Annotated in this window: 15 protein-coding genes and 1 riboswitch; of the genes, 6 read left to right on the top strand and 9 right to left on the bottom strand. The window is 66.1% G+C overall.

The genetic code is table 11. The features are described 5' to 3' along the window. Both urtB and urtA read right to left on the bottom strand, forming a co-directional pair. The gene (gene urtB / locus C7450_RS29420) at positions 1-1,593 is read right to left on the bottom strand and encodes an urea ABC transporter permease subunit UrtB (RefSeq protein ID WP_110378064.1); all 1,593 of its coding nucleotides are present in this window, start codon (positions 1,591-1,593) and stop codon (positions 1-3) included. Between the two features lie 229 nt (positions 1,594-1,822). Next, positions 1,823-3,133, bottom strand: a complete 1,311-nt coding sequence (gene urtA, locus C7450_RS29425) for an urea ABC transporter substrate-binding protein (RefSeq protein ID WP_110378065.1) — start codon at positions 3,131-3,133, stop codon at positions 1,823-1,825. A 719-nt stretch (positions 3,134-3,852) separates the two neighbouring features. Between urtA and C7450_RS29430 the strand changes: the two genes are divergently transcribed. The 3 genes from C7450_RS29430 to gcvP all read left to right on the top strand — a co-directional run bounded on the left by C7450_RS29430 (position 3,853) and on the right by gcvP (position 10,020). Beyond that, entirely contained in the window at positions 3,853-4,884 is a 1,032-nt protein-coding gene (locus C7450_RS29430) for a Fe(3+) ABC transporter substrate-binding protein (protein ID WP_210206575.1), read from the top strand. A gap of 143 nt (positions 4,885-5,027) precedes the next feature. Next, the gene (locus tag C7450_RS29435) at positions 5,028-6,794 is read left to right on the top strand and encodes an ABC transporter permease (protein WP_245450215.1); all 1,767 of its coding nucleotides are present in this window, start codon (positions 5,028-5,030) and stop codon (positions 6,792-6,794) included. Positions 6,795-6,822: 28 nt separating this feature from the next. Beyond that, positions 6,823-6,914: riboswitch (glycine riboswitch) on the top strand. Between the two features lie 232 nt (positions 6,915-7,146). Continuing rightward, complete coding sequence (gcvP, locus tag C7450_RS29440) at positions 7,147-10,020, top strand: aminomethyl-transferring glycine dehydrogenase (RefSeq protein ID WP_110378068.1); 2,874 nt, start codon at positions 7,147-7,149, stop codon at positions 10,018-10,020. 231 nt (positions 10,021-10,251) lie between these two features. On the opposite strand, the gene C7450_RS29445 is transcribed toward gcvP, so the two are convergent. Together C7450_RS29445 and C7450_RS29450 are read right to left on the bottom strand one after the other, a co-directional pair. Continuing rightward, positions 10,252-11,748 (bottom strand): CoA-acylating methylmalonate-semialdehyde dehydrogenase, encoded by a 1,497-nt coding sequence (locus C7450_RS29445; protein WP_110378069.1) that lies wholly within the window; start codon positions 11,746-11,748, stop codon positions 10,252-10,254. 69 nt (positions 11,749-11,817) lie between these two features. Beyond that, positions 11,818-12,033: a hypothetical protein gene (locus tag C7450_RS29450; protein ID WP_110378070.1), complete on the bottom strand. Its 216-nt coding sequence runs from the start codon at positions 12,031-12,033 to the stop codon at positions 11,818-11,820. 181 nt (positions 12,034-12,214) lie between these two features. Between C7450_RS29450 and C7450_RS29455 the strand changes: the two genes are divergently transcribed. After that, entirely contained in the window at positions 12,215-13,096 is an 882-nt protein-coding gene (locus tag C7450_RS29455) for a LysR family transcriptional regulator (protein WP_110378071.1), read from the top strand. Positions 13,097-13,102: 6 nt separating this feature from the next. Here the strand turns inward: C7450_RS29455 and C7450_RS29460 are convergent, their stop codons facing one another. Further along, positions 13,103-14,599, bottom strand: coding sequence for a cryptochrome/photolyase family protein (locus C7450_RS29460; RefSeq protein WP_110378072.1), 1,497 nt, complete (start codon positions 14,597-14,599; stop codon positions 13,103-13,105). A gap of 445 nt (positions 14,600-15,044) precedes the next feature. On the opposite strand from C7450_RS29460, the gene C7450_RS29465 reads away from it, so the two are divergent. Then, positions 15,045-17,414 (top strand): oxidoreductase, encoded by a 2,370-nt coding sequence (locus tag C7450_RS29465; protein WP_110378073.1) that lies wholly within the window; start codon positions 15,045-15,047, stop codon positions 17,412-17,414. Positions 17,415-17,684: 270 nt separating this feature from the next. Here the strand turns inward: C7450_RS29465 and C7450_RS29470 are convergent, their stop codons facing one another. The 4 genes from C7450_RS29470 to C7450_RS29485 are packed head-to-tail and all read right to left on the bottom strand — an operon-like array spanning position 17,685 to position 20,959. After that, complete coding sequence (locus C7450_RS29470; protein ID WP_110378074.1) at positions 17,685-18,860, bottom strand: acyl-CoA dehydrogenase family protein; 1,176 nt, start codon at positions 18,858-18,860, stop codon at positions 17,685-17,687. A gap of 1 nt (position 18,861) precedes the next feature. Continuing rightward, entirely contained in the window at positions 18,862-19,713 is an 852-nt protein-coding gene (locus C7450_RS29475) for an enoyl-CoA hydratase family protein (protein WP_110378075.1), read from the bottom strand. Then, positions 19,710-20,228 (bottom strand): MarR family winged helix-turn-helix transcriptional regulator, encoded by a 519-nt coding sequence (locus C7450_RS29480; protein ID WP_210206571.1) that lies wholly within the window; start codon positions 20,226-20,228, stop codon positions 19,710-19,712. Before C7450_RS29480 ends, C7450_RS29475 begins: the two co-directional genes overlap by 4 nt. After that, the gene (locus C7450_RS29485) at positions 20,225-20,959 is read right to left on the bottom strand and encodes an SDR family NAD(P)-dependent oxidoreductase (protein WP_170147509.1); all 735 of its coding nucleotides are present in this window, start codon (positions 20,957-20,959) and stop codon (positions 20,225-20,227) included. Before C7450_RS29485 ends, C7450_RS29480 begins: the two co-directional genes overlap by 4 nt. Positions 20,960-21,162: 203 nt before the next feature. Here C7450_RS29485 and putA point away from each other — a divergent pair, with 203 nt between their 5' ends. Further along, positions 21,163-25,044 carry a trifunctional transcriptional regulator/proline dehydrogenase/L-glutamate gamma-semialdehyde dehydrogenase gene (gene putA / locus C7450_RS29490; protein WP_110378077.1) on the top strand — a complete coding sequence of 1,294 codons (3,882 nt, stop codon included), beginning with the start codon at positions 21,163-21,165 and terminating at the stop codon, positions 25,042-25,044. Positions 25,045-25,125 lie beyond the last annotated feature (81 nt).

Below are 25,125 nucleotides of genomic sequence, written 5' to 3' on the forward strand. Positions count from 1 at the left end.
TCAGGCTTCCACCGACCGGCCCTTGAGGGCGAAGAGCCCGCGCGGCCGTTTCTGGATGAACAGGATCAGGAAGACGAGAAGCAGGATCTTGCCGAGCACGGCACCCGCGTAGGGCTCGAGGAACTTGTTGGCGACCCCGAGCGTGAGCGCCGAGACGAAGGTTCCCCAGAGATTGCCGACGCCGCCGAAGACCACGACCATGAAGGAATCGATGATGTAGCTCTGGCCGAGATTGGGCGAGACATTGTCGATCTGCGACAGCGCCACCCCGGCGATGCCGGCGATGCCGGAACCGAGCGCGAAGGCCAGCATGTCGACTCGCGGCGTGCGAATGCCCATCGCGGAGGCCATGCGCCGGTTCTGGGTGACGGCGCGCATCCTGAGGCCGAAGGGCGTGAGCTTCAGCACGGCGATGAGGCCGAGGAAGACAAAGAGGCTGAAGATAACGATCCACAGCCGGCCGTAGGTGATCGTCACGCCCATGACGTCGAAGGCGCCCGACATATAGGATGGCGCGCCCACTTCACGGTTCGTCGGTCCGAAGATCGAACGCACCGCCTGCTGCAGGATAAGGCTGATGCCCCAGGTCGCGAGCAGCGTTTCCAGCGGCCGGCCGTAGAGATGGCGGATCACCAGGCGCTCGATGAGCGCGCCGACGCCGCCCGCGACGAGGAAGGCGAGCGGCAGGGCGACGGGCAGCGACCAGTCGAACAGACCGGGGAAACGGGTGCGGCAGATCTCCTGCACCACGAAGGTGGTGTAGGCGCCGATCATCACCATCTCGCCATGCGCCATGTTGATGATGCCCATCACGCCGAAGGTGATGGCAAGGCCGATGGCGGCCAGCAGCAGCACGGAGCCCAGCGACAGGCCATACCAGATATTCTGGACGGTCGCGGCGATGGCAAGCCGGCGATCGATCGCCTCGATGGCGGTTTCGGCCGCGAGTTTGAGCACCGGCGAACCGCGCCCCGCGACCTGGATGAGCATGGAGCGGGCATCCTGGTCGCCGCGGGCCGCCACGATATCGACGGCCGCGATCCGGTCGGAATCCGCGATGCCGTCGGCGGTGAGGAAAATGGCCGCCTGGGCCTGGCGCAGCGCCTGTTTCACGCCGTCGTCGCGCTCGGCCGCGATCGCCTTGGCGAGTGCCGGTAACGTCGCCGCATCGCGTGAGCGGAAGACGGCCTCGGCCGCCTGGCGCCGCTTGGCGGCTTCCGGCGACATGAGGGTCAGCGTGCCGACGGCCGCTTCCACGGCGCGGCGCACCCGGTTGTTGAGGCGCACCGGCTTGAGGCCGGTTGGTGCTGGTGTGACGACCGCGCCGGTGGCGGCGTCGTGAAAGGCCCCGCTCGCGTCCTTGTAGAACAGAGCCTTGTCGGAGGGGCGGTAGAGCAGGCGGTTGTCACCGAGCGCGTTGAGCACGGCTTCCGCGGTCGGCGCGCCGCTTTCCGCAATGGCCCCGATGCCTTTCTCGATATCTGCGTAGTTGTCCGTGGCGAGTGTGGCGAAGGTCGCCTTCGCGTCCTGCGCCAGTGCCGGCTGGACGACGGCGGCAACGAGGATGCCAAGAAGCGATAGAAGCCTGATCATTGAAGACATGGGGAGCCCGCCCGCTTGGCCTTTCCCGGATGGCGGAGCCATCCCATCGGGAACTTGGGTCCCTCTCCACGCGGGAGAGTGGCAGCGTGATGAGGAACAATAGTCTCTGGTGAAGGGAGATTTCCCCCTCACCGGCGCTTCACGACGCGCCTTTTCGTCGGCGAGAGGTGAGCGGTTTCACTGTGGGCGCTCCCCCGCATGTCGGGGGAGCGCGTTTCGGTTACTTCGCCGCCGCTTGCGCGCCCTGGCCGCCGCATTTGCCGGTCTTGACGTTGAAATTGCCGCAGGACAGGGGGGCTCTCCAGTCGGAGATCAGGTCCTTCGAGCCTTCCAGGTAGTCGGACCACTCGTCGCCGACGACGAGGCCGGGCGTCTGCGAGACGATGTTGAACTGGCCGTTATCCTGGATCTCGCCGATCAGGACGGGCTTGGTGATGTGGTGGTTCGGCATCATCGCCGAAGAGCCGCCGGACAGGTTCGGCACCGAGACGCCGATGAGCGCATCGATCACCTTGTCCGGATCCGTGGTTCCCGCCTTCTCGACGGCCTTAACCCACATGTTGAAGCCGATATAGTGCGCTTCCATCGGATCGTTGGAAACGCGTTTGTCGTTCTTGGTGAAGGCCTTCCAGGCCTTGATGAACGCGGCGTTCTCCGGCACGTCGACGGACTGGAAGTAGTTCCAGGCGGCGAGATGGCCGACCAGCGGCTTGGTGTCGATGCCGGCCAGTTCTTCCTCGCCGACGGAGAAGGCAACGACCGGAATATCGGTCGCCTTGATGCCCTGGTTGGCGAGTTCCTTGTAGAACGGCACGTTGGCATCACCGTTGATGGTCGAGACCACGGCGGTCTTCTTGCCCGCCGAGCCGAATTTCTTGATGTCGGCCACGATCGTCTGCCAGTCGGAATGTCCGAACGGCGTGTAGTTGATCATGATGTCCTCGGCCTTGACGCCCTTCTGCTGAAGGTAAGCCTCGAGGATCTTGTTGGTCGTGCGCGGATAGACATAGTCGGTGCCGGCCAGCACCCACCGTTGTACGCCTTCGTTCTCCATCAGATAGTCGACGGCGGGGATGGCCTGCTGGTTCGGCGCAGCGCCGGTATAGAAGATGTTGCGCGAGGATTCCTCGCCTTCATATTGCACGGGATAGAAGAGAATACCGTTCAACTCCTCGAAGACCGGCAGAACCGATTTGCGCGACACGGACGTCCAGGCGCCGAAGACGGCTGCGACCTTGTCCTTTGTGAGAAGTTCGCGGGCCTTCTCCGCAAACAGCGGCCAGTTGGACGCGGGGTCGACGACAACCGCTTCCAGTTTCTTGCCGAGAACGCCGCCCTTCTTGTTCTGTTCTTCGATGAGCATCAGCATGACGTCTTTCAACGTTGTTTCGCTGATCGCCATCGTGCCGGACAGGGAGTGAAGGACACCGACCTTGATGGTGTCGTCGGCGGCGTGAGGAGCTCCCCCCGAAATCGCCAGGCCTGCTGCAAGAGCAAGGGCGGCGCATGCACGTCTCAAGCCATTCTTCATGTTTGACGTCTCCCACCTCGGGATTGTTTGGCGGGAGAAAACTCGCAAGGCTTATGCCAGCGGTTCGAGAGGGCGCTCCCATCGGGCAGCAGCGGCTGTTTCCACCGAGAAAGTGCTGTCCGCCGCCATGGTGCGCGGAAACCCCGGAATAGATCGGTGATTTGATATGATTAATTCGTAGGCAGCGTTCGCTTAAGTGGGGAGAATTGCCCGAAAATCATGCATCCTGGATGCGGAGTAGGCGTAAATTGAGGATCAGCAGGAGCGTTGCCTCATGCTTCGGCGGGTTTTGCGCAGAATGCGGCGGTGTCCACACCGGTTTGTGAAGAGGGGGGAGCTTGCAGCCGACGTGTTGGATGTCCAGCCTCGCAAGGTGGAGTGCCGGGTTGATTATGTATTTATAAGTTTTAGAATATGTATTCGTCGAATAACTCTGTATATTGCGCCGGCGATTGATGTTTCCAGTTCCCTAGAGTAGATTTAGAATAAATCTAAAGTGCATTGTATTGGCTATTATTGCGAATGGCGCGTTGCTTTCGCGCCTGAAATGTGACCATTTCCGGGTCTGTATGCGGGCACGTTGCGGGCGTGGTGGCTTTATCGCGAGCCGTCGCGGCTGGTTGGCGTCAAAGCAGAAGCAACCCGCCGTCTTCGCCCGGTTTGGGGACGGCGTCTTGGTTCAACGGCGAATTGGAACGGGTCAGGAGGGATTCATGTCCATCAATCGGATCGTACGGATTGCTTGCCTTGCAGGCATCGCAGGCTTTTCGGCAGGGGTTTCGCCTGCCGCGCTGGCCGCCGAGGAAGTGACCCTCTATACGACCCGTGAGCCGGGCCTCATCAAGCCGTTGCTGGATGCCTTCACCGAGAAGAGCGGCGTCCAGGTGAAGACGCTGTTCGTCAAGGACGGCTTGGCCGAGCGCGTGGCGACCGAGGGCGCGAATTCACCCGCGGATGTCCTGATGACGGTGGATTTCGGCAATCTCATCGATCTGGTCGACAAGGGCGTCGTGCAGCCGGTGAAGTCGGACGCGCTGAATGCGGCCATCCCCGCCAACCTGCGCGATGCCGACGGCCGCTGGTTCGCGCTGTCCACCCGCGCGCGCGTGCTCTACGCCTCCAAGGATCGCACCGATCTCAAGTCCTTCACCTATGAGGATCTGGCCGATCCTAAATGGAAGGGCAAGGTCTGTATCCGCGCCGGCCAGCATCCCTACAACACGGCCCTGATCGCCAACATGATCGCCAAGGACGGCGCGGCGAAGACGGAAGAATGGCTGAAAGGCGTGAAGGCGAACCTCGCCCGCAAGGCCGGCGGCGGCGACCGCGATGTCGCCCGCGACATCCTCGGCGGCATCTGTGATGTCGGCCTCGCCAATTCCTACTATGTCGGCCTGATGCGTTCGGGCGCCGGTGGTCCTGACCAGGTCAAGTGGGGCGAAGCCATCAACGTCATCCTGCCGACCTTCGAGAAGGGCGGGACGCATGTGAATGTTTCCGGCGCGGCCGTCGCCAAGAACGCCCCCCATGCCGCCAATGCCGTGAAGCTGCTCGAGTTCCTCGTGTCGGATGAGGCCCAGGAGCTCTATGCCAAGGCGAATTTCGAATATCCGGTGAAGGCCGGCGTGAAGGCTGATCCCATCATTGCCAGCTTCGGCGAGCTCAAGATCGATCCGGCCGAACTCACCGCCATCGGCAAGAACCGCAAGGCGGCGAGCGAACTCGCCGACAAGGTCGGCTTCGACAACTAGTGGCGACAGGTCATCCTCCTGCGACAGGGAGGGACACCGTGCCCTATCCGAGCCGCGGCCCTACGGAGGGCTGCGGCTTCGAGCCTTTCAGAGCCACCTGAATGTCCATCGGGTCGTCCACGCCCACCGATAGGTCTGGCGCCATGTCCAGCCGACCCCCCCCGCGGCAGATGCCGCGCGGCGCGCCGGAGCGTGGCTGGCGCTTGGCCGGGATGGCTGTGGCCCTCATCGTGCTCGCGCCGATCCTTGCGATCGTCGCGGTGGCGAGCGGTGCGGCGGAGGGCGTCTGGCCGCATCTCGTCGCCTATGTGCTGCCTGAGGCGATCCGCCAGACGGCCATCCTGGTCGCGGGCGTCGGCATACTCGTCGTGACGATGGGGACGGGCCTCGCGTGGCTCGTCGTCGCCTATGACTTTCCCGGCCGCCGTCTGCTGGAATGGGCGTTGCTGCTGCCGCTGGCGATGCCGACCTATATCGTTGCCTATGCCTATCTCGACATCCTGCATCCCGTCGGCCCCGTGCAGAGCCTGCTGCGCGCCGCGCTCGGCATCACCAGCCCGCGCGATCTCGGCTTTCCCGACGTCCGCTCGATGGGCGGCTGCATTCTTCTGCTGAGCTTCGTCCTCTATCCTTATGTCTATGCCTCAGTGCGGGCGACCTTCCTCGTCCAGGCCGGGGGCGTGGTCGAGGCCTCCCACTCGCTGGGCGCGGGACGTTTCCGGACCTTCCTGTCGATTGCCGTCCCGCTCGCCCGTCCGGCGATCGTGGCTGGGACGACGCTTGCCCTGCTCGAGACGCTTAACGACATCGGCGCGTCGGAATTCCTCGGCGTCAGGACCTTGACGGTGTCGATCTATACCACCTGGATTAACCGCGGGAGCCTGGCCGGCGCGGCACAGATCGCCCTCTTCATGCTCGCCGTCGTCATGACCCTCGTCGTCGTCGAGCGGATCGCCCGTCGCCATGCGGATTATGCAGATGCCGAGCCCGGGCGCCTGAAGCCGAAGCGGCTTCAAGGCTGGGCGGCGGTGACCGCGACGGCGATGGCGGCGCTCCCGGTCCTCGTCGGCTTCCTCATTCCGGTGCTGCACCTCTGCAACGAGGCCTACAGGCGGCTTCGTTTCGCCGGTTTCTCGCACAATCTGGTCGATGCCATCCGCAACACCGCGTCGCTTGCCGTCGTCGCCACCGTGGTGACGCTCGTGCTCGCCACCGCGATCATCGTGGCGCTCCGGCTGGCGGCCCAGCGCGGCCCGCGGGAGGTGCGCCGGGTGGGAATGCTGGCGCGTCTCGCGAGCCTCGGCTATGCGGTGCCCGGCACCGTGCTCGCCATTGGCCTCATGGTGCCGCTCGCCACCATCGACAATGCGATCGACGCTGCCTTGCGCGCCAGCCTCGGCCTGTCGACGGGGCTGATCTTCTCCGGGACGGTCTTCGCGCTCATTTATGCCTATGCCATGCGCTTTCTGGCGCTCGCCATCGGCGGGATGGAGGCAGGGCTCGCCAAGATGCCGCTGACCCTTGACGATGCGGCCCGCACGCTCGGTGCCTATTCCGGTGGCCTCATCAGGCGCATCCATCTGCCGCTGCTATGGCCGGCGATGGCCTCTGCGGCCATCCTGATCTTCGTCGATTGCATGAAGGAACTGCCGGCCACCCTGTTGTTGCGGCCGCTTGACTTCGAGACGCTCGCCACCCAGCTCTATGCGGAGGCTTCACGCGGCACCTATGAGGACGGGGCGGTCGCTGCCCTGCTCATTGTGCTGGTCGGCTTCTTGCCGGTGGTCGGGCTGGCGCGGCTCAGCCGGCATGGATTTGTGCGGCCGCGCCGCTCATCGTCCCGCCGCGGTTCAGGGACCGACAGCGAGATTGATGGGGACTTGACGGCCGGCCCCCAACCCGGCTTTTGACTTCCTGGCTGTTTTGAGTAGCTTGCAGCCAGCAGCAGCGGGAGAGACTCGACTTCACGGTCGAGCGCCGAAGGAGCAACCGCCCCGGAATCTCTCAGGCAAAAGGACCGCTGCCGCTTGACGACATCTGGAAAGAGACGCAGGGCCTTGTGGGGCTTGCGCGTCCGCCGACGGGATAACGCTCTCAGGCAAAGAAACAGATGGGGCGCCACGGAGGCCGCGAGGCCGAAGGAGGTCAGCCATGATTCCCGACGGCTTTCTTCGCTGTCGGCTCATGGTGCTTCCTGAGGAGCGAAGGCTGTCCGGGGTTCACCCATTTTGAGCCGCCCGACCTGCGCCCGAGGTGTCATTGATGACCGATCCCGAAATTCTCCTCAGCCGGACGGAGTCCGGCTTTGCCCGCCGCCATATCGGCCCGTCCGCGGCGGATATCGCCTCGATGTTGCAGACCGTCGGCGGCGGCAGCCTTGACGGCCTGATCGGCGAGACCGTGCCGCGCTCCATCCGCCAGGACAAGCCGCTCGATTTCGGGCGCGGACTGACGGAGCGCGAGGCTCTGGCCGAACTCGGTCGTGTGGCCGCCCAGAACGAGGTCTTCACCTCGCTGATCGGACAGGGCTACTACGACACGGTGCTGCCGGCCGTCATCCAGCGCAACATCCTCGAAAATCCCGCCTGGTACACGGCCTACACGCCCTACCAGCCGGAAATCAGCCAGGGGCGGCTCGAGGCGCTGGTCAATTTCCAGACCATGATCGCCGACCTCACGGGCCTCGACGTGGCCAATGCCTCGCTGCTCGACGAGGCGACGGCTGCCGCCGAAGCCATGACCATGGCCAAGCGCGTCGCGAAATCGAAGGCCAATGCCTTCTTCGTCGATGCCGGCTGCCATCCGCAGACCATCGCGGTCATCCGCACCCGCGCCGCGCCGCTCGGCTTCGAGGTCATCGTCGGCGATCCCGAGAAGGATCTCCATCCGGCCGCCGTCTTCGGCGCCATTTTCCAGTACCCCGGCACCGATGGTCACGTGCGCGATTTCAGGGCGTCGATCGCGGCGGTGAAGGGCGCGGGCGGGCTGGCCGTCGTCGCGGCCGATCTGCTCGCCTTGACCGTTCTTGCGTCTCCGGGCGACCTCGGCGCTGACCTCGCCGTCGGCACGAGCCAGCGCTTCGGCGTGCCGATGGGCTTCGGTGGCCCGCATGCGGCCTATATGGCCACCCGCGACGCCTACAAGCGCTCGCTTCCCGGCCGCCTCGTCGGGGTGTCCGTGGACGCGCGTGGCGCACCCGCCTATCGCCTCGCGCTGCAGACCCGCGAGCAGCACATCCGCCGCGAGAAGGCGACGTCCAACATCTGCACGGCCCAGGTGCTGCTCGCCGTCATCGCCTCGATGTACGCGGTCTATCATGGCCCGGAGGGGCTGAAGGCGATCGCCGAAAGCGTGCATGCCAAGACGGCACGGCTGGCGGCGGGTCTTTCGCAGATCGGCCATGCGGTCGAGCAAGGGGCTTTCTTTGACACGGTCACCGTCAGGGCGGGCAGCCGCCGCGACGAGATCATCGCCCGCGCCCGCGACGCCCGAATCAATCTGCGTGTCTACCCCGGTGATGCCGGGTTGATCGGCATCAGCCTTGATGAGACCTCGACCGAGGCGACCGTCGAGGCCGTATGGGCGGCCTTCGGCGGCTCCATGCGCTACGGCAGCGTGCTCGCCGAGGCCAAGCTGCCGCGGGCGCTCTTGCGCCAGTCGCCCTATCTGACGCATCCGGTCTTCCACCGCTATCGTTCCGAGACGGAGCTTCTGCGCTATATGCGCAAGCTCTCCGACAGGGACCTCGCGCTCGACCGCGCCATGATCCCGCTCGGCTCCTGCACCATGAAGCTGAACGCCACGGCCGAGATGATCCCGATCACCTGGCCGGCCTTTTCCTCGCTCCATCCCTTCGTGCCGGCCGAGCAGGCGAAGGGCTATGCCGCGATGATCGCCGACCTCGAGGCCAAGCTCGTCGAGGTGACGGGCTATGACGCGGTGTCCCTGCAGCCGAATTCCGGCGCCCAGGGCGAATATGCCGGCCTCCTCGCCATCCGCGCCTATCACCTCAGCCGCGGCGAGGGTCATCGTCGGGTCTGCCTTATTCCGTCGTCGGCGCATGGCACCAATCCGGCCTCCGCGCAGATGGTCGGCATGGAGGTGGTGGTTGTCGCCTGTGATGCCGCCGGCAACGTCGATCTCGGCGATCTCACCGCCAAGGCCGAGGCGCATCGCGACGACCTCGCGGCGATCATGATCACCTATCCCTCGACCCACGGCGTGTTCGAGGAGCATATCCGCGACATCTGCGACGTGGTCCATGCCAACGGCGGCCAGGTCTATCTCGACGGCGCCAATCTCAACGCGCAGGTCGGCCTCTCGCAGCCCGGCAAATACGGCGCCGACGTCAGCCACCTCAACCTGCACAAGACCTTCTGCATCCCGCATGGCGGTGGCGGTCCGGGCGTCGGTCCCATCGGCGTGAAGGCGCATCTCGCCCCGTTCCTGCCGGGACACCCCGAGCGCCCCGACCTCGGCGGGGTCGTCGGCCCGGTCTCGGCCGCGCCCTTCGGCTCGGCGTCGATCCTGCCGATCTCCTGGGCCTATATGCTGATGATGGGCGGCGAGGGGCTCGAACTCGCGACCTCGGTCGCGATCCTCAACGCCAATTACATCGCCGCGCGCCTTAATGAGCACTATCCCGTGCTCTATTCCGGCACCAATGGACGCGTCGCGCATGAGTGCATCCTGGATCTGCGCCCGCTCAAGGAGACATCGGGCGTTACCGTCGACGATGTCGCCAAGCGCCTGATCGACTTCGGCTTCCACGCGCCGACCATGAGCTTCCCCGTGCCGGGCACGCTGATGATCGAGCCGACGGAATCGGAATCAAAGCACGAGCTCGACCGCTTCATCGAGGCGATGATCGCCATCCGCGGCGAGATCCGCGCGGTGGAGGAGGGGCGCTGGCCGGTCGCGGAGAGCCCGCTGCGCCATGCGCCGCATACGGTGCATGACCTCGCCGACGACAACTGGAACCGTCCCTACAGCCGGGCCGAAGGCGCTTTCCCGCAAGGCGCGCAGCGCCAGGACAAGTATTGGTCGCCGGTCAACCGCGTCGACAACGCCTATGGCGACCGCAACCTCGTCTGCTCCTGCCCGCCTATTGAGGACTACCTGCAGGCGGCGGAGTAGGGGCGCGATTGGCCATTCCGGGACGCGCGACAAGCGCGGACCCGGAAGCCATGAATATCGTCGGTCATCGAAAAGTGAGCGGTGGTTGTGGATTCCCTTCCCGGCGCTACGCGCCGCCGGGAATGACACCCAGCCACGACCTGCCGGCGTGTCATCCCCGGCGACCGGCGAAGCCGGTCGGGAAGGGGATCCAGAAACTGCATTTCACCCCGCAGCGAGGTTGGGATGCCTTCACCCCATCGTCGGGATGGAGAACTCCGCACCTTCCTTGACGCCGGAAGGCCAGCGCGAGGTGACGGTTTTCGTCTTCGTGTAGAAGCGGATCGAATCCGGGCCGTGCTGGTTGAGATCGCCGAAGCCAGAGCGCTTCCAGCCACCGAAGGTGTAATAGGCGATCGGCACGGGGATCGGCACGTTGATGCCGACCATGCCGACTTCGACCCTGGCGGCAAAGTCGCGTGCGGCGTCGCCGTCGCGGGTGAAGATGGCGACACCGTTGCCGTATTCATGCTCGGTGGGCAGCCGCAGCGCCTCGGCATAGTCCTTGGCCCGCACCACCGAGAGCACCGGCCCGAAGATCTCTTCCTTGTAGATCCGCATGTCGGGCGTCACGTCGTCGAACAGGCAGCCGCCGAGATAGAAGCCGTTCTCGTAGCCTTGCATGGTGAAGCCGCGCCCGTCGACGGCGAGCTTGGCGCCTTCCCTCACGCCGAGGTCGATGTAGTCCTTCACCTTCTCGAGATGCGCCTTGCTGACGAGCGGCCCGTAGTCGGCGGTGAGGTCCGTGGACGGGCCGATCTTGAGGCCTTCGACGCGCGGAATGAGCTTGTCCATCAGCCGGTCGGCGGTCGCCTTGCCGACGGGCACGGCGACCGAGACGGCCATGCAGCGCTCACCCGCCGAGCCGTAGCCCGCGCCGATGAGCGCATCGACGGCCTGGTCCATGTCGGCGTCGGGCATGATGATCATGTGGTTCTTGGCGCCGCCGAAGCACTGCACGCGCTTGCCGGTGGAGGCGGCGCGGCCGTAGATATATTCGGCGATGGGCGAGGAACCGACGAAGCCGACGGCCTTGATGTCGGGATCATCGAGGATCGCGTCGACCGCCTCCTTGTCGCCGTTGACGACATTGAGGATCCCGGCCGGCAGTCCCGCCTCCAGGAAAAGCTCGGCGATGCGCATCGGCACAGAGGGATCGCGCTCGGACGGCTTCAGGATGAAGGCATTGCCGCAGGCGATCGCCGGGGCGCATTTCCACAAGGGGATCATCGCCGGGAAGTTGAACGGCGTGATGCCGGCGACCACCCCGAGCGGCTGGCGCATGGAATAGACGTCGATCGACGGGCCGGCGCCCTCGGTATATTCGCCCTTCATGAGATGCGGGATGCCGCAGGCGAATTCCACCACCTCGAGACCACGCTGGATGTCGCCCTTGGCGTCGGGAATGGTCTTGCCATGCTCGCGCGCCAGGAGTTCGGCCAGGCTGTCGTATTCCTTGTTCAAGAGGTCGAGGAACTTCATCATCACGCGGGCGCGGCGCTGCGGATTGGTGGCGCCCCAGGCCGGCTGGGCGGCCTTGGCATTCTCGACGGCCGCGCGCAGTTCCGCCTTCGAGGCGAGCGTCACTTTGGCCTGCACTTCGCCTGTCATGGGCTCATAGACGTCCGAGAAGCGCCCCGACGTGCCGGCGACCGTCTTGCCGCCGATGAAATGTCCGATGGTGTTCATGGGTTTCTCCTCCCGATCACTGGTTCGGATGTGTCCCGCAGAATGGCGATAGCCCGCGCCAGACTGCCATCAATCCTGGGTAGGAGCGTGCTCGCTCAAGTCATGCACAGCAATGGCGAATATTTCGCATTCAAATTGCAGAATTTGGCGTAAGGTGACGTCGTCCTCGCCTTGTCCACCGGCGTGGCGTCTTGGCCTCACGCCTGTCATTCCGGGGCGCCGCGTAGCGGCGGGCCCGGAATCCATGAACACCGTCAGTTCCTTATGTGGCGCCGTCGTGGTCATGGATTCCCTTCCCGGGCTTCGTCCGTGAAGGCCGCGCGTCACCTCTCCCCGGTGGGGAGAGGTCGGCTCGCCAAGTCGGGTGTTGCCGACTTGGCGCTATCTCGATCGGCAACACGGCAACAGCCGTGTTGCCATGCGCCGGGTGAGGGGGACAGGTGTGACACCATCAGGAGGAACGTGATTGGACTGGGACCATGCCCGCGTATTTCTCGCCGTCGCGCGTTCCGGCCAGATGCTCGGCGCCGCCCGCCGCCTGGGGCTCGACCACGCGACGGTCAGCCGGCGGCTCGCGGCGCTTGAGGCATCGCTGAAGACGAAGCTGGTGGAGCGCAGCACGCTTGGCTGTGTCCTGACCCCGGCCGGCGAGCATTTTCTAAGCGTTGCCGAGCGGGTCGAGCATGAGATGGCGGAGGTGCAGGCCGCGCTCGCCAATGCGGATCTCGCACTGGCGGGGGCCGTGCGCGTCGGCGCACCCGATGGCTTCGGCACCTATTTCCTGGCCGAGCGTTTCGGCCCCTTCATCGCGCGCCACCCGGACCTTGTCATCCAGCTCGTGCCGCTGCCGCGCACCTTCTCCCTGTCGAAGCGCGAGGCGGATATCGCCGTCACTTTGGAGCGCCCGGAGAAGGGGCGCCTCGTCTCGCGCAGCCTCACCGACTACGGCCTCGGTGTCTATGCCGCGCGCAGCTATCTCGACAAAGCTCCTCCGCTTGCGACGCGCGACGATCTCGCCGCCCATACGCTGATCACCTATGTCGACGACCTCATGTTCAGCCGGGCGCTGGATTATTCCGCCGATCTTGCGGCCGCGACCTCGCGGCGCTTCGAATGCGCCAGCGTCACCGGCCAGATGGAAGCTGTCCGCGCGGGCGTCGGCATCGGCGTGCTTCATGATTATGCCGCCCGCCGCTATCTCGAGCTGGTGCGCATCCTGCCGGATATCAGCTTCTCGCGCAGCTACTGGCTCGTGATGCATGCCGAGGGCCAGAAGCTGCGGCGCGTCACCGCCGTGGCGGACTTCATTGCGGCCGAGGTCAAGGCGAACCGACGGCTGTTTGCCTGATCAGGCCTAGTCCGCCGTCCGTGCCCCGCGCACATGCTCATAGGCATCGCGCGCGCGCCGGCGGGCGGCGTCGTGGTCGACGATGGGCTTCGGATAGCTCTCGCCGAGCGTGACGCCCGCCTTCTCCAGCACGTCGGCGGGCGCCGCCCAGGGCTTGTGTAGCCATTTGTCGGGGAGGCCGGCGAGTTCCGGCACCCAGCGGCGGACATAGGCGCCGGCCGCGTCGAAGCGCTCGCCCTGGAGGATGGGGTTGAACACGCGCACATAGGGCGCGGCATCGGCGCCGCAACCGGCGACCCATTGCCAGTTGGCGGGGTTGGAGGCGGCATCCGCATCCACGAGGGTATCCCACAGCCATTCTTCGCCACGCCGCCAGTCGATACCAAGGTGCTTGATGAGGAAAGACGCGACGACCATTCGCACGCGGTTGTGGACGGTCCCCTCATGCCAGAGCTGGCGCATGCCGGCATCGACGAGGGGATAGCCGGTCTGCCCGCGCCGCCAGGCGGCCTCGCCGGCGGTATCGTCGCGCCAGGGCATAGCCCGGAAGGCGGAATCGAGCGGTTCTGTCGCGATGTCCGGCTGGTGGAAGGCGAGGCTGGCGCAGAATTCACGCCAGATGAGCTCGGACAGGAATTTCTCGATGTCGCGCTCCGGGGCCGCGCCCGCCTCCCGCGCATGAGCCGCGGCATGCCAGACCTGGAACGGGCTGATCTCGCCGGACCTGAGATGCGGGGACAACCCGGAGACATGGCGCTTGGCCGGACAATCCCGCCCCTCTGCATAGCCCTTGAGGCCATTGTCGAGAAAATCCTTCAGCCGGGCGGCGGCACCCGCCTCGCCGGGCTGCCACGCGGCGCGCAGCCCTGCCGCCCAGTCTGGTTTCGGATTGGGCTTCTGACCGGGAAGAAGGCCCCAGTCCTCCAGCCGGTCGGAGGCGATATCGCGGGGCCCATCCGGCAGGGCGCTTGGAGCCGGCAGGGGGGCTCGCGGTGCGCCCAGGGCGCGCAAGGCCCTGGCGAAGGGCGTATAGACCTTGAAAGGCGTGCCGGCCTTGTTCTTGAGGGCGAAGGGCTCGGCCAGAAGATTGGCCTGCAGGCTGTGGACCTCGATGCCGGCCGCCGTCAGCGCGGCCTTGACGGCGGTGTCGACGGCCACTGCGGCCGGCTCGTAGCGCCGGTTCCAGAACACCGCGCTGACTCCGGCCTCGGCACAGAGGCGCGGCAGGATATCGAGTGCCCGTCCACGCCGCAGGATGAGACGGCCCCCTTTGTCGGCGATCGCCGAAGCGAGGGCCGCGAGGCTGTGGTGCAGCCACCAGCGCGCCGCGCCGCCCGGCAGCCGTGGCGCGTCCTTTCCTTCTTCCAGAATATAGAGCGCGATGAGCGGCGCGCCCGTATCAAGCGCTTTGCGCAGGGCCGGATTGTCCGCGAGCCTGAGATCGTCGCGGAACCACAGCAGGGCAGGGGCGTGGCCTGAGGAGCGATCGGCGGGCGTGTTCATAGGTCTGGCGAACCTGGATAGGGAAGCAACGAGGACTTGGGAACAACGAGGACTTGGAAGCAACGAGGACACGGGATCAACGAGCACATGGCCTGTCTACGCCGGTCAAGCGGCGCGGGATCACCGCGTGCCGGGAAAAGCGCAGGATCGGCGCGTCGCCGGCATCCGCGCAGCTTGAATCGATGTGTGAGGATCTCGCCCCAGGGGCTTGCGACAATTCCGTGATTCGCCCCAGTTGAATCAATATCTTAACGTCGGTGCGGGCGGACGGCCGGCGCATTCGGAGGGGCGGTGCGGCGGAGGTCGGTACGACTAACGGGCCGATCGCCCGCACCGTCCGAGGCCGCGACATTTCGGACCTTGGCGCCGCGTTCGGGACCGTTGCCAGGGAGATATTTTAAGTATAAAATAATTTCCGTCACAGCTTGAAAGCGGGGCATCAGCCATGAAGATCACGGTAGTGGGGGGCGGGCCGGGCGGCCTGTACAGCGCGCTTCTGACCAAGAAGGCACGGCCGGACTGGACCATCGAGGTCTTCGAGCAGAACCGCGCGGACGACACCTTCGGTTTCGGGGTGGTCTTCTCGGACGACACGCTGGAGGAGTTTCTCTCGCGCGATCCCCAGTCCTACGAGCGCATCCGCGACCATTTCGCCTACTGGGACGACGTCGCCATCCATTACAAGGGCAACGAAATCCGCTGCGCCGGCAACGGCTTCTGCGGCATTTCGCGGCAGGAACTGCTCACCCTTCTGCAGCAGCGCTGCCGCGAGGAGGGCATCGCGCTCACCTTCTCCGAGCGGATCGATCCCGCCGATCTCAAGACGCGTTTCGCCTCATCCGACATCATCATCGCGGCCGACGGCATCAATTCGCCGATCCGCGAGCATTTCCGCGACGCCTTCCAGCCCAGCATGACCCTGAAGTCCAACCGCTTCTGCTGGATGGGCTCGACGCGTCCCATGGACGAGTTCAACTATTTCTTCCGGGAGACCGAGCACGGCGTCATCTGCGCCCACACCTACCAATATGAGGCGGGCCGCTCGACCTGGGTGTTCGAGATGGACGAGGCCTGCTGGCAGGGGCACGGCTTCGAGGAGTTCGACGAGGAAGGCTCGAAGGCCAAGCTCGAGGCCATCTACGCCGAGGAACTCCAGGGCCATCCGCTTCTGCTCAACCGCTCGAACTGGCGGCGCTTTCCGCGCATCTTCTGCGAGAACTGGTGGCACGACAACATCGTCATCCTGGGCGACGCCAAGGCCTCGGCCCATTTCTCCATCGGCTCCGGCACCAAGCTCGCCATGGAATGCGCCATCGGCCTGTCGGACGCCATTCTCGCCCATGCCGAGGAGAGCGTGGAGAAGGCCTTCAAAGCCTATGACGAGACGCGGCGTACGCCATGCCAGATCGTGCAGCACAACGCCGACGTGTCACTGGCCTGGTTCGAGCATATGAACCGCGCCTTCGACATGGAGCCGATGCAGTTCGCCATGGTGGTGATGTGCCGGGCGAAGTCCATCACCTACGACAATCTCATCGTGCGCGACCCGACCTTCGTGGAGAAGGCCGATACGGAATTCTACGAGCGGCTCTACCGCGAGACCGGCGACGACTATCGCAAAAGCCGGCCGACGCCGATGTTCACCAAGTTCCGCCTGCGCAGCATGGAACTGCCCAACCGCGTGGTGATGGCGCCGATGGCGCAATATTCAGCCGATGTGCAAGGCAATCTCACCGACTGGCATTTCGTGCATTACACCTCGCATGCGCTTGGTGGCATGGGGTTGATCTTCGCGGAGATGACCTGCCCCTCGCCGGATGCGCGCATCACGCCCGGCTGCCCCGGCCTGTGGACCGATGACCATGAGGCCCAGTGGAAGCGCATCGCCGATTTCGTCCACACCCATTCCGCGGCCAAGATCGTGATGCAGCTCGGCCATGCTGGCCGCAAGGGCTCGACCCAGCTCGGCTGGGAAAAGCCCGATTATCCGCTGGCCGAGGGCAACTGGCCGCTGTATTCAGCCTCGCCAATTCCGTGGTTCGATGGCATCAGCCAGCAGCCGGAGGCGCTGGACCGCGCCACCATGGACCGCATCAAGGCGGATTTCGTGCAAGGCGCGGAGCGTGCGGCACGCGCGGGCTTCGACATGCTGGAGCTGCACTGCGCCCACGGCTATCTCTTCGCGTCCTTCCTGTCGCCGCTGACGAACCAACGCACCGACGACTACGGTGGCTCGATCGAGAACCGTCTGCGTTATCCGCTGGAGGTCTTCGCCGCCATGCGGGCCGTGTGGCCCGAGGATCGGCCGATGTCGGTCAGGATCTCGGCGTCGGACTGGAAGGAAGGCGGCATCTCGGAGGCGGAGACCTTCGCGATCGCCAAGGCCTTCCATGAGGCCGGCTGCGACCTGATCGACGTGTCCGCCGGCCAGACGGTGCCGGACCAGGAGCCTGTCTACGGCCGCATGTTCCAGGTGCAGTTCGCGGAGGCGATCCGCAACGTGCCGCAGATGGCGACCATGGCGGTCGGTGCCATCACCGAGCCCGGCCAGATCAACACCATCCTGCACACGCGGCGCGCCGATCTTGTGGCGCTGGCGCGCCCGCATCTGTGGAACCCCTATTTTGCGCATCAGGCCGAGGCCTGGTATGGCGCGCGCAACCAGTTCTGGCCGAAGCCTTACCTCGCAGGCCGGAACCAGGCGCATCGCGAGATGGAGAAGACCCGCGAGAAGCAGATCGCCCTGCAGGTCAAGGCGCGGCCGGCCCGCCACGCCCGGCCGCAGGTCGAGGAGCGGCCGCTCGCGGCGGAGTAAGGCTACGCGGGTGCATTTCTAGAGCATTTTCGAGCGAAGTGGACACCGGTTCGCGTGAAGAAAATGCGTAGAATCAAAGACCCGGAGCACTTCCGGTGAACCGGAGTTCACCGGAAATGCTCTAGGCGCCGGTCATCCCGGGGCAAGCCGTGAGGCTTGAGCCCGGGACCCATGACCACTGTCGATGATCCATGAAGACGCGCGGTGCGCATGGATCCCGGACAGCCGCTCAGCGGCTTCCGGGATGACCGCGCGAGTAGTCCGGAAGCGTCACCCCGCCGCGAAATCTGCGAGCGTCTGGCGGGCGATGATGACCTTCTGCACCTCGCTCGCGCCTTCATAGATGCGCAACGCGCGGATATCGCGGTAGAGTTCCTCGACCTTCGAGCCGGTGCGCACGCCGTCGCCGCCGTGGAGCTGCACGGCGGTGTCAATGACGCGCTGGGCGTTCTCGGTGGCGACGAGCTTGGCGAGCGAAGCCTCGCGGGTAATGCGCGCCGCACCATTGTCCTTGGTCCAGGCGGCGCGATAGACCATCAAGGCGGCCGCTTCCACGTCCGTCACCATGTCCGCGATCTGCCCCTGAACCATCTGCAGATCGGCGAGCGGGCCGCCGAAGAGCTGGCGTGTCGTCACGCGCTGCAGCGCCTCGTCGAGCGCCCGGCGTGCGAAGCCGAGCGCTGCCGCCCCCACCGTCGAACGGAAGACGTCGAGCGTCGCCATGGCGATCTTGAAGCCCTCGCCCGGCTTGCCGATGCGGTTGGCGACGGGCACGCGGCAGGCGTCGAAGGAAAGGCGGGCGAGCGGATGCGGCGCGATGGTGTCGAGCCGCTCGGCGATGGTGAAGCCGGGCGCGCCGGCCTCCACGACGAAGGCCGACATGCCTTTCGTGCCGGGGCCCTCGCCGGTGCGGCAGAAGACGACATACTGATCGGCGATGCCGCCGTTGGAAATCCAGGTCTTCTCGCCGGTGATCCGCACATGGTCGGGCCCGTCCGGCTCGGCGGTCGTGGCCAGTGCTGCGACATCGGAGCCGGCGACCGGTTCGGTCAGCGCGAAGGCGGCGATCGCCTCGCCGGCGGCGACGCGCGGCAGATAGCGCGCCTTCTGCTCCTCCGTGCCGAACAGGCAGATGGGGCCTGAGCCGAGCCCCTGCATCGCGAAGGCGAAGTCCGCCAGTCCGTCGGCGTAGCCCAGCGTCTCGCGGATAAGGCAGAGCGAACGCACGGCGAGCTTGTCGGCCTTGCCGCCATGGGGGGCGACGACCGCATGGCGCAGGATGCCGGCGCGGCCGAGGGCATCCACCAGCCGGCGGCAGGAGCCATCCACGTCGTGGTGATCGACGAGGCTGGGCACGGTCTCCTTGGCGAAGGCCGCGATCTCATCCCGAAGCGCGCGGTGGGCCGCCTCAAAGAACGGCCAGTCGAGAAAGCGTGTATCGACCATCTCAATCGCCCTTGAAAACCGGCTTTTCCTTCGCGACGAAGGCATGGTAGGCGCGGGCGAAGTCCTCCGTCGTCATGCACAGCGCCTGGGCGATGGCCTCCGACTCGATGGCGTCGTCGACGCTCATGGCCCATTCCATGTGCAGCATGCGTTTGGTGACGCCATTGGCGAAGGTCGGGCCGTCGACGATGCGCTGCGCGAGCAGGGTCGCGGCGTCGGCCAGTTCCTCGGCCGGGACGATGCGGCTGAAGAAGCCCCAGCGCTCGCCCTCGTCGGCGCCCATGGCGCGGCCGGTGAACAGGAGTTCGCTGGCCCGGCCCTGGCCGATGATGCGCGGCAGGATGGCGCAGGCGCCCATGTCGCAGCCGGCGAGGCCCACCCGGTTGAACAGGAAGGCGACCTTGGCCTCGGGCGCCGCCAGGCGCATATCCGACGCCATCGCCATGATGGCGCCGGCGCCGACGCAGATGCCATCGACCGCGGCGATGATCGGCTGCGGGCAGGCGCGCATGGCCTTGACGAGATCCCCGGTCATCTCGGTGAAGCGCAGGAGATCGGTCGTCTTCATGGCGACGAGCGGCCCGATGATGTCGTGGACGTCGCCGCCGGAGGAGAAATTGCCGCCTTCGCCACTCAAGATGAAGGCTTTGACCTCGCCATCCGTGCGCGCGGCGCGAAAGATCGCCGTCAATTCGCCGTAGGATTCGAAGGTCAGCGGGTTCTTGCGCTCGGGCCGGTTGAGGGTGACCCATGCGATCCCACCGGACACGTTCAGCATCACATGCCGGGCCTGATAGGCGGAGAGGGGGCCGGCGACGACCGCGCCTCCAAGAACTACACCACTCGCCGTCATGTTTCCTCTCCACGCTTTATGCCCGCCCGGACTGACGTTTTCAGCTTGCCGAGCAGGTTCATCAGATGATCGATATCGGCGGGCTCGAGCCCATCGAACATCCGGCCGATCCATTCGCCGTGTTCGTCGGCCATGGCCTTGAAGGCCTTGCGCCCTTCCTCCGTCATCCGCACGATCTGTGTGCGCCTGTCCTGCGGCAACGCCGTGCGCGTGACATGGCCGCTGGCGAGCAGGCGCTCGACGATGGCCGTGACATTGCCCGCCGAGACCATCAGACGCTTGGAGACTTCGCCGAGGACGAGCCCGTCTTCGGCTTTCTCCAACTGCGCGAGCAGGTCGAAACGCGGCAGGGTGAAGTCGAATTCGTCGCGAAGCTGGCGGCGGATCTCGTTTTCGATCAGCGTCGAACAGGTGAGGAGGCGCAGCCACAGGCGCAGTTCCGCGCGGTGGTCGGCGGGGGCTTCCGCCACTTTGGTCTCGGCATCGATCCAGGGGTCGACGTCGGTCGTGCTCACACCTCACCTCCGGCAATGACGATACATTGTCCAGTCATAGCGGCTGCGCCGTCGCTCGCAAGCCAGACGGCGGCACTCGCCACTTCTTCAGGCTTGATAAGCCGCCCAAGGGGATTGGATGCGGTGAAATGGGCTTTGGCCTCCTCGGCGGACCGCTGTGTCTTGGCGACAATGCTCTTGACGCTGTCCGCGACGAGATCCGTATCCGTGTAACCCGGGCAGACGGCATTGATGGTCACGCCGGTCTTGGCCATCTCCAGCGCAACCGCACGCGTCAGCCCGACGACGGCGTGCTTGGCCGCCACATAGGCGGACACATAGGCATAGCCCTTGACCCCCGCGGTGGAGGCGACATTGATCACGCGGCCGAAACCGCGCTCGATCATGCCGGGAAGCGCCGCGCGCATGGCCTCGGCGGCGCTCTCCACATTCAGCGCCATCATGCGGCTGAAAAGCGCGCGATCGCTCTTCAGGAACGGCGCGGTGCCGGCGCCGCCGGCATTGTTGACGAGGATGTCGTAGCCCGCGCCGGCGATGGCGGCGAGACGATCGACGTCGGTCACGTCGACGACCTCGCCGCGCGCCGCGACGCCCTGCGCCAAGGCTTCGTCGAGCGAGGCGCGGTTGCGTCCGAGGATCGTGACGTCATGGCCCGCGGCCGTCATCGCGGTCGCAATGGCGCGCCCGATCCCCCGACTTCCCCCCGTCACCAGCGCGCGCCGCCCTACCATCATTGATCCACTTTTTGTCGGCTGAATGGCGGGAAGTGTAGTCTGGCGCGGAAATAGTTCAAGCTCAAAATAATTAGCGTCGCTGGCCGGGCGGAGGCGCGAAACGCCCTCCGAGCCAATGGTTGCGACAGGGTTGCACCATTCCCGCGATGGAGGTATAACCCGCGGCGAATGTCGGGTTTTACCCCCACGGGAGGGGCAGCATGCAGAACACCACCATCGGCGTGAAGGTGAGCGACGAGCTGAAGGCGCGGCTCAAGGCGGCGGCCGAGGCGGTCGGGCGCTCCCCGCACTGGTTGATCAAGCAATCCCTGGTCGCCACCATCGAGCGCATCGAGCGTGGGGAGATCCGCGATTTTGGCGCCGAGGCGCCGCTCGCCCTGGATGTTCTCGACACGCCGGACGAGCCGGAGCAGGGGCCGCGCCCCTTCATCGCTTTCGCGCAGTCCATCCAGCCGCAGAGTGTGCTGCGGGCCGCCATCACGTCGGCCTATCGCCGGCCTGAGCCGGAGTGTCTGCCGGCGCTGATCGCCGGGGCCACCTTGCCGCCGCAGGCGGCCGAGCTTGCCCGTGGCCGTGCGCGCGATCTGGTATTGGCTCTGCGCGTCAAGAATGACGGCGGCGGCGTCAAGGGGCTCATCAACGAGTATTCGCTGTCGAGTCAGGAGGGCGTCGCCCTCATGTGCCTCGCCGAGGCGCTGCTGCGCATTCCCGATAAGCCGACGCGCGACGCACTGATCCGCGACAAGATCGCCTCCGGCGACTGGCAGACCCACGTTGGCCAGAGCCCGTCGCTCTTCGTCAACGCCGCGACCTGGGGCCTCGTCGTCACCGGCAAGCTCACGGCCACGACCAGCGAGGGAGGGTTGTCCGCCGCGCTCACCCGCCTCATCGGGCGCGGTGGCGAGCCGGTGATCCGCAAGGGCGTGGATATGGCCATGCGCCTGATGGGCGAGCAGTTCGTCACGGGCCAGACCATCGGCGAGGCGCTGGCCAACAGCCGCGCGCTCGAGGCGCGCGGCTTCCGCTATTCCTATGACATGCTGGGCGAGGCGGCGACCACCGCCGAGGATGCTGCTCGCTACTTCGCCGACTACGAGCAGGCCATCCATGCCATCGGCAAGGCCTCCAACCGCCGCGGCATCTACGAGGGGCCGGGCATTTCCATCAAGCTGTCCGCCCTGCATCCGCGCTACAGCCGCGCCCAGGCCGACCGCGTGATGACCGAGCTCCTGCCGCGCGTGAAGGCGCTGGCGGTGCTGGCGCGTGGCTATGACATCGGCCTCAATATCGACGCCGAGGAGGCGGACCGGCTGGAGCTGTCGCTCGACCTCCTGGAATCGCTCTGCTTCGATCCCGATCTCGCCGGCTGGAACGGTATCGGCTTCGTGGTGCAGGCCTATCAGAAGCGCTGCCCCTTCGTGATCGACTATCTCATCGATCTCGCGCGCCGCAGCCGCCACCGCATCATGGTGCGCCTGGTGAAGGGCGCCTATTGGGACAGCGAGATCAAGGCCGCCCAGGTCAACGGCCTCGAGGGCTTCCCCGTCTTCACGCGCAAGGTGCACACCGACGTGTCCTATGTCGCCTGCGCCAAGAAGCTCCTGGCGGCGCCGGATGCGGTCTTCCCGCAGTTCGCGACGCATAACGCCCGCACGCTCGCGACCATCATGGCGATGGCCGGCGAGAACTACTATGCGGGTCAATACGAGTTCCAGTGCCTGCACGGCATGGGCGAGCCGCTCTATGACGAGGTGGTCGGCCCGACGAAGCTCAACCGACCCTGCCGCATCTATGCGCCGGTCGGGACCCACGAGACCCTGCTCGCCTATCTCGTGCGCCGTCTCCTGGAGAATGGCGCCAATACCTCCTTCGTGCACCGCATCGCCGACAAGGCGGTCCCGGTCGAGGAACTCATCGTCGATCCGGTCGAGGAGGCGCGTGCCATCGAGCCGGTCGGCGCGCCTCATGCCAGGATTTCCGCCCCCCGCGAACTTTTCGGCCGCGAACGGCCCAATTCGGCCGGGCTCGACCTCTCCAACGAACAGCGTCTCGCCTCCCTGTCGGCAGCGCTTCTCTCCAGTGTCGAGGTTGCCTGGGCGGCCCGGCCGATGCTCGGCGACGGACAGGGGGAGGGGGCGGCGCAGCCGGTCCTCAATCCCGCCGACCGGCGCGATCAGGTCGGCACGGTGATCGAGGCTGACATGGCCACTGTCGCCCGCGCCACGGCGCTGGCGGCGGCGGTGGCGCCAATCTGGGAATCGACGCAGACCGATGAGCGCGCGGCCTGCCTGGAGCGGGCGGCCGACATCATGGAAAGCCGCATGCCGACGCTGATCGGCCTCATTGTGCGCGAGGCCGGCAAGTCCTTTGCCAATTCCATTGCCGAGGTGCGCGAGGCGGTCGATTTCCTGCGCTACTACGCGGCCGAGGCGCGCAGCCGGCTCAACGGCGACGCGTATCGCCCCCTCGGCCCCGTCGTCTGCATCAGCCCCTGGAACTTCCCACTGGCTATTTTCACGGGCCAGGTGGCGGCGGCGCTCGCCGCGGGCAATCCGGTGCTCGCCAAGCCTGCCGAGGAGACACCGCTCATTGCCGCCGAAGCCGTGCGCATCCTGCGCGCGGCGGGCATTCCCGATGCGGCGCTGCAGCTCCTGCCCGGCGATGGCAAGGTCGGCGCGGCGCTGGTCGCGGACGCGCATGTGCGGGGCGTCCTGTTCACCGGCTCGACCGAGGTGGCCCGCCTGATCCAGGGGCAACTGGCCGAACGCCTCTTGCCCGATGGCCGGCCGGTGCCGCTGATCGCCGAGACCGGCGGCCAGAATGCGCTGATCGTCGATTCGTCCGCACTCGCCGAGCAGGTGGTGATGGACGTGATCCAGTCCGCCTTCGACAGCGCCGGCCAGCGTTGCTCGGCACTGCGCATCCTGTGCCTGCAGGAGGACGGGGCCGATCGCACCCTGACCATGCTGAAGGGCGCGCTGAAGGAACTCGCCATCGGCAACCCCGACAACCTGTCCACGGATGTCGGGCCGGTGATCACGGCGGAGGCGCGCGACAATATCCACACCCATGTGGAAACCATGCGCCAGCGCGGCCGGCGCGTCGAGGAAAGCCCGCTGACGGATGAGACGAAGCACGGCACCTTCGTGGCGCCGACCCTCATCGAGATAGACAGCATCGCCGATTGCGAGCGCGAGGTGTTCGGCCCGGTGCTCCACGTACTGCGCTACAAGCGTGACGATCTGGATCGCCTGATCGCGGACATCAACGCGACCGGCTATGGCTTGACCTTCGGCCTGCATACCCGCATCGACGAAACGATCGCCCGCGTGACGAGCCGCATCGAGGCCGGCAACCTCTATATCAACCGCAACATCATCGGGGCGGTGGTCGGCGTGCAGCCCTTTGGCGGCCATGGCCTGTCCGGCACCGGGCCGAAGGCGGGCGGGCCACTCTATCTCAGCCGTCTGCTGGCGGTGCGGCCGGCGGAGCCGCAGCCGGCCGTGCGCGCGCCCGCGCCCGACGCCGGGGCCATCAGCTATCGTGATTGGCTGGCCAGCCAGGGCTTGAACGCGGAAGCCGCGCGCGTCACCGCCTATATCCAGCGGTCCCAGGTCGGCGGATCCGTCGAGCTGCGCGGTCCGGTGGGCGAGCGCAACATGTATACGCTCAAGCCACGCGGGCGCATCGCGGCGCTCGCGCAGACCGAAAGCGGCTTTCTCCTTCAGGTGGGAGCCATCCTGGCCACGGGCAACAGGGCGGTGGTCCCCGCTTCCGGCGCGGGAGCCGTGCGCTGCGCCGCTTTGCCGGAAGCGCTCAAGCGCCGCGTCACCCTGGTCGATGACCTCTTGGCGGACGATATCTCGGCCATGCTGTTCGAGGGCGACAGCGATGCCCTGCAGGACGTCAATCGCAAGCTCGCTGTGCGCCCCGGCGCGATCGTCGGCCTGCAGGGCGCTTCCGCTGCCGGGCTCGCTTCGGGCGCCGAGGACTACTGCCTGGACTGGCTGTTGGAGGAGGTGTCCATCAGCACCAACACGGCAGCCGCCGGTGGCAATGCGAGCCTCATGACGATCGGCTGAGAGGCTTGCCGACGCTGCATCGGTGATCACGAAGCCCGGGTGGCCATCGGCTCCCGGGCTTTGTCGTCGATAGGCACCGGA

Origin of the sequence: Chelatococcus asaccharovorans, assembly GCF_003201475.1 — a bacterium.
Taxonomy (GTDB): domain Bacteria; phylum Pseudomonadota; class Alphaproteobacteria; order Rhizobiales; family Beijerinckiaceae; genus Chelatococcus; species Chelatococcus asaccharovorans.

What these genes read in the sequence shown, in the direction of transcription:
- C7450_RS29485 (WP_170147509.1), bottom strand. Translation starts at nt 20,959, where the DNA reads ATGGTAGGGCGGCGCGCGCTGGTGACGGGGGGAAGTCGGGGGATCGGG.
- C7450_RS29460 (WP_110378072.1), bottom strand. Translation starts at nt 14,599, where the DNA reads ATGAACACGCCCGCCGATCGCTCCTCAGGCCACGCCCCTGCCCTGCTG.
- C7450_RS29475 (WP_110378075.1), bottom strand. Translation starts at nt 19,713, where the DNA reads ATGACGGCGAGTGGTGTAGTTCTTGGAGGCGCGGTCGTCGCCGGCCCC.
- C7450_RS29435 (WP_245450215.1), top strand. Translation starts at nt 5,028, where the DNA reads ATGTCCAGCCGACCCCCCCCGCGGCAGATGCCGCGCGGCGCGCCGGAG.
- C7450_RS29470 (WP_110378074.1), bottom strand. Translation starts at nt 18,860, where the DNA reads ATGGTCGATACACGCTTTCTCGACTGGCCGTTCTTTGAGGCGGCCCAC.
- gcvP (WP_110378068.1), top strand. Translation starts at nt 7,147, where the DNA reads ATGACCGATCCCGAAATTCTCCTCAGCCGGACGGAGTCCGGCTTTGCC.
- C7450_RS29445 (WP_110378069.1), bottom strand. Translation starts at nt 11,748, where the DNA reads ATGAACACCATCGGACATTTCATCGGCGGCAAGACGGTCGCCGGCACG.
- C7450_RS29465 (WP_110378073.1), top strand. Translation starts at nt 15,045, where the DNA reads ATGAAGATCACGGTAGTGGGGGGCGGGCCGGGCGGCCTGTACAGCGCG.
- urtA (WP_110378065.1), bottom strand. Translation starts at nt 3,133, where the DNA reads ATGAAGAATGGCTTGAGACGTGCATGCGCCGCCCTTGCTCTTGCAGCA.
- urtB (WP_110378064.1), bottom strand. Translation starts at nt 1,593, where the DNA reads ATGATCAGGCTTCTATCGCTTCTTGGCATCCTCGTTGCCGCCGTCGTC.
- putA (WP_110378077.1), top strand. Translation starts at nt 21,163, where the DNA reads ATGCAGAACACCACCATCGGCGTGAAGGTGAGCGACGAGCTGAAGGCG.
- C7450_RS29450 (WP_110378070.1), bottom strand. Translation starts at nt 12,033, where the DNA reads ATGACCACGACGGCGCCACATAAGGAACTGACGGTGTTCATGGATTCC.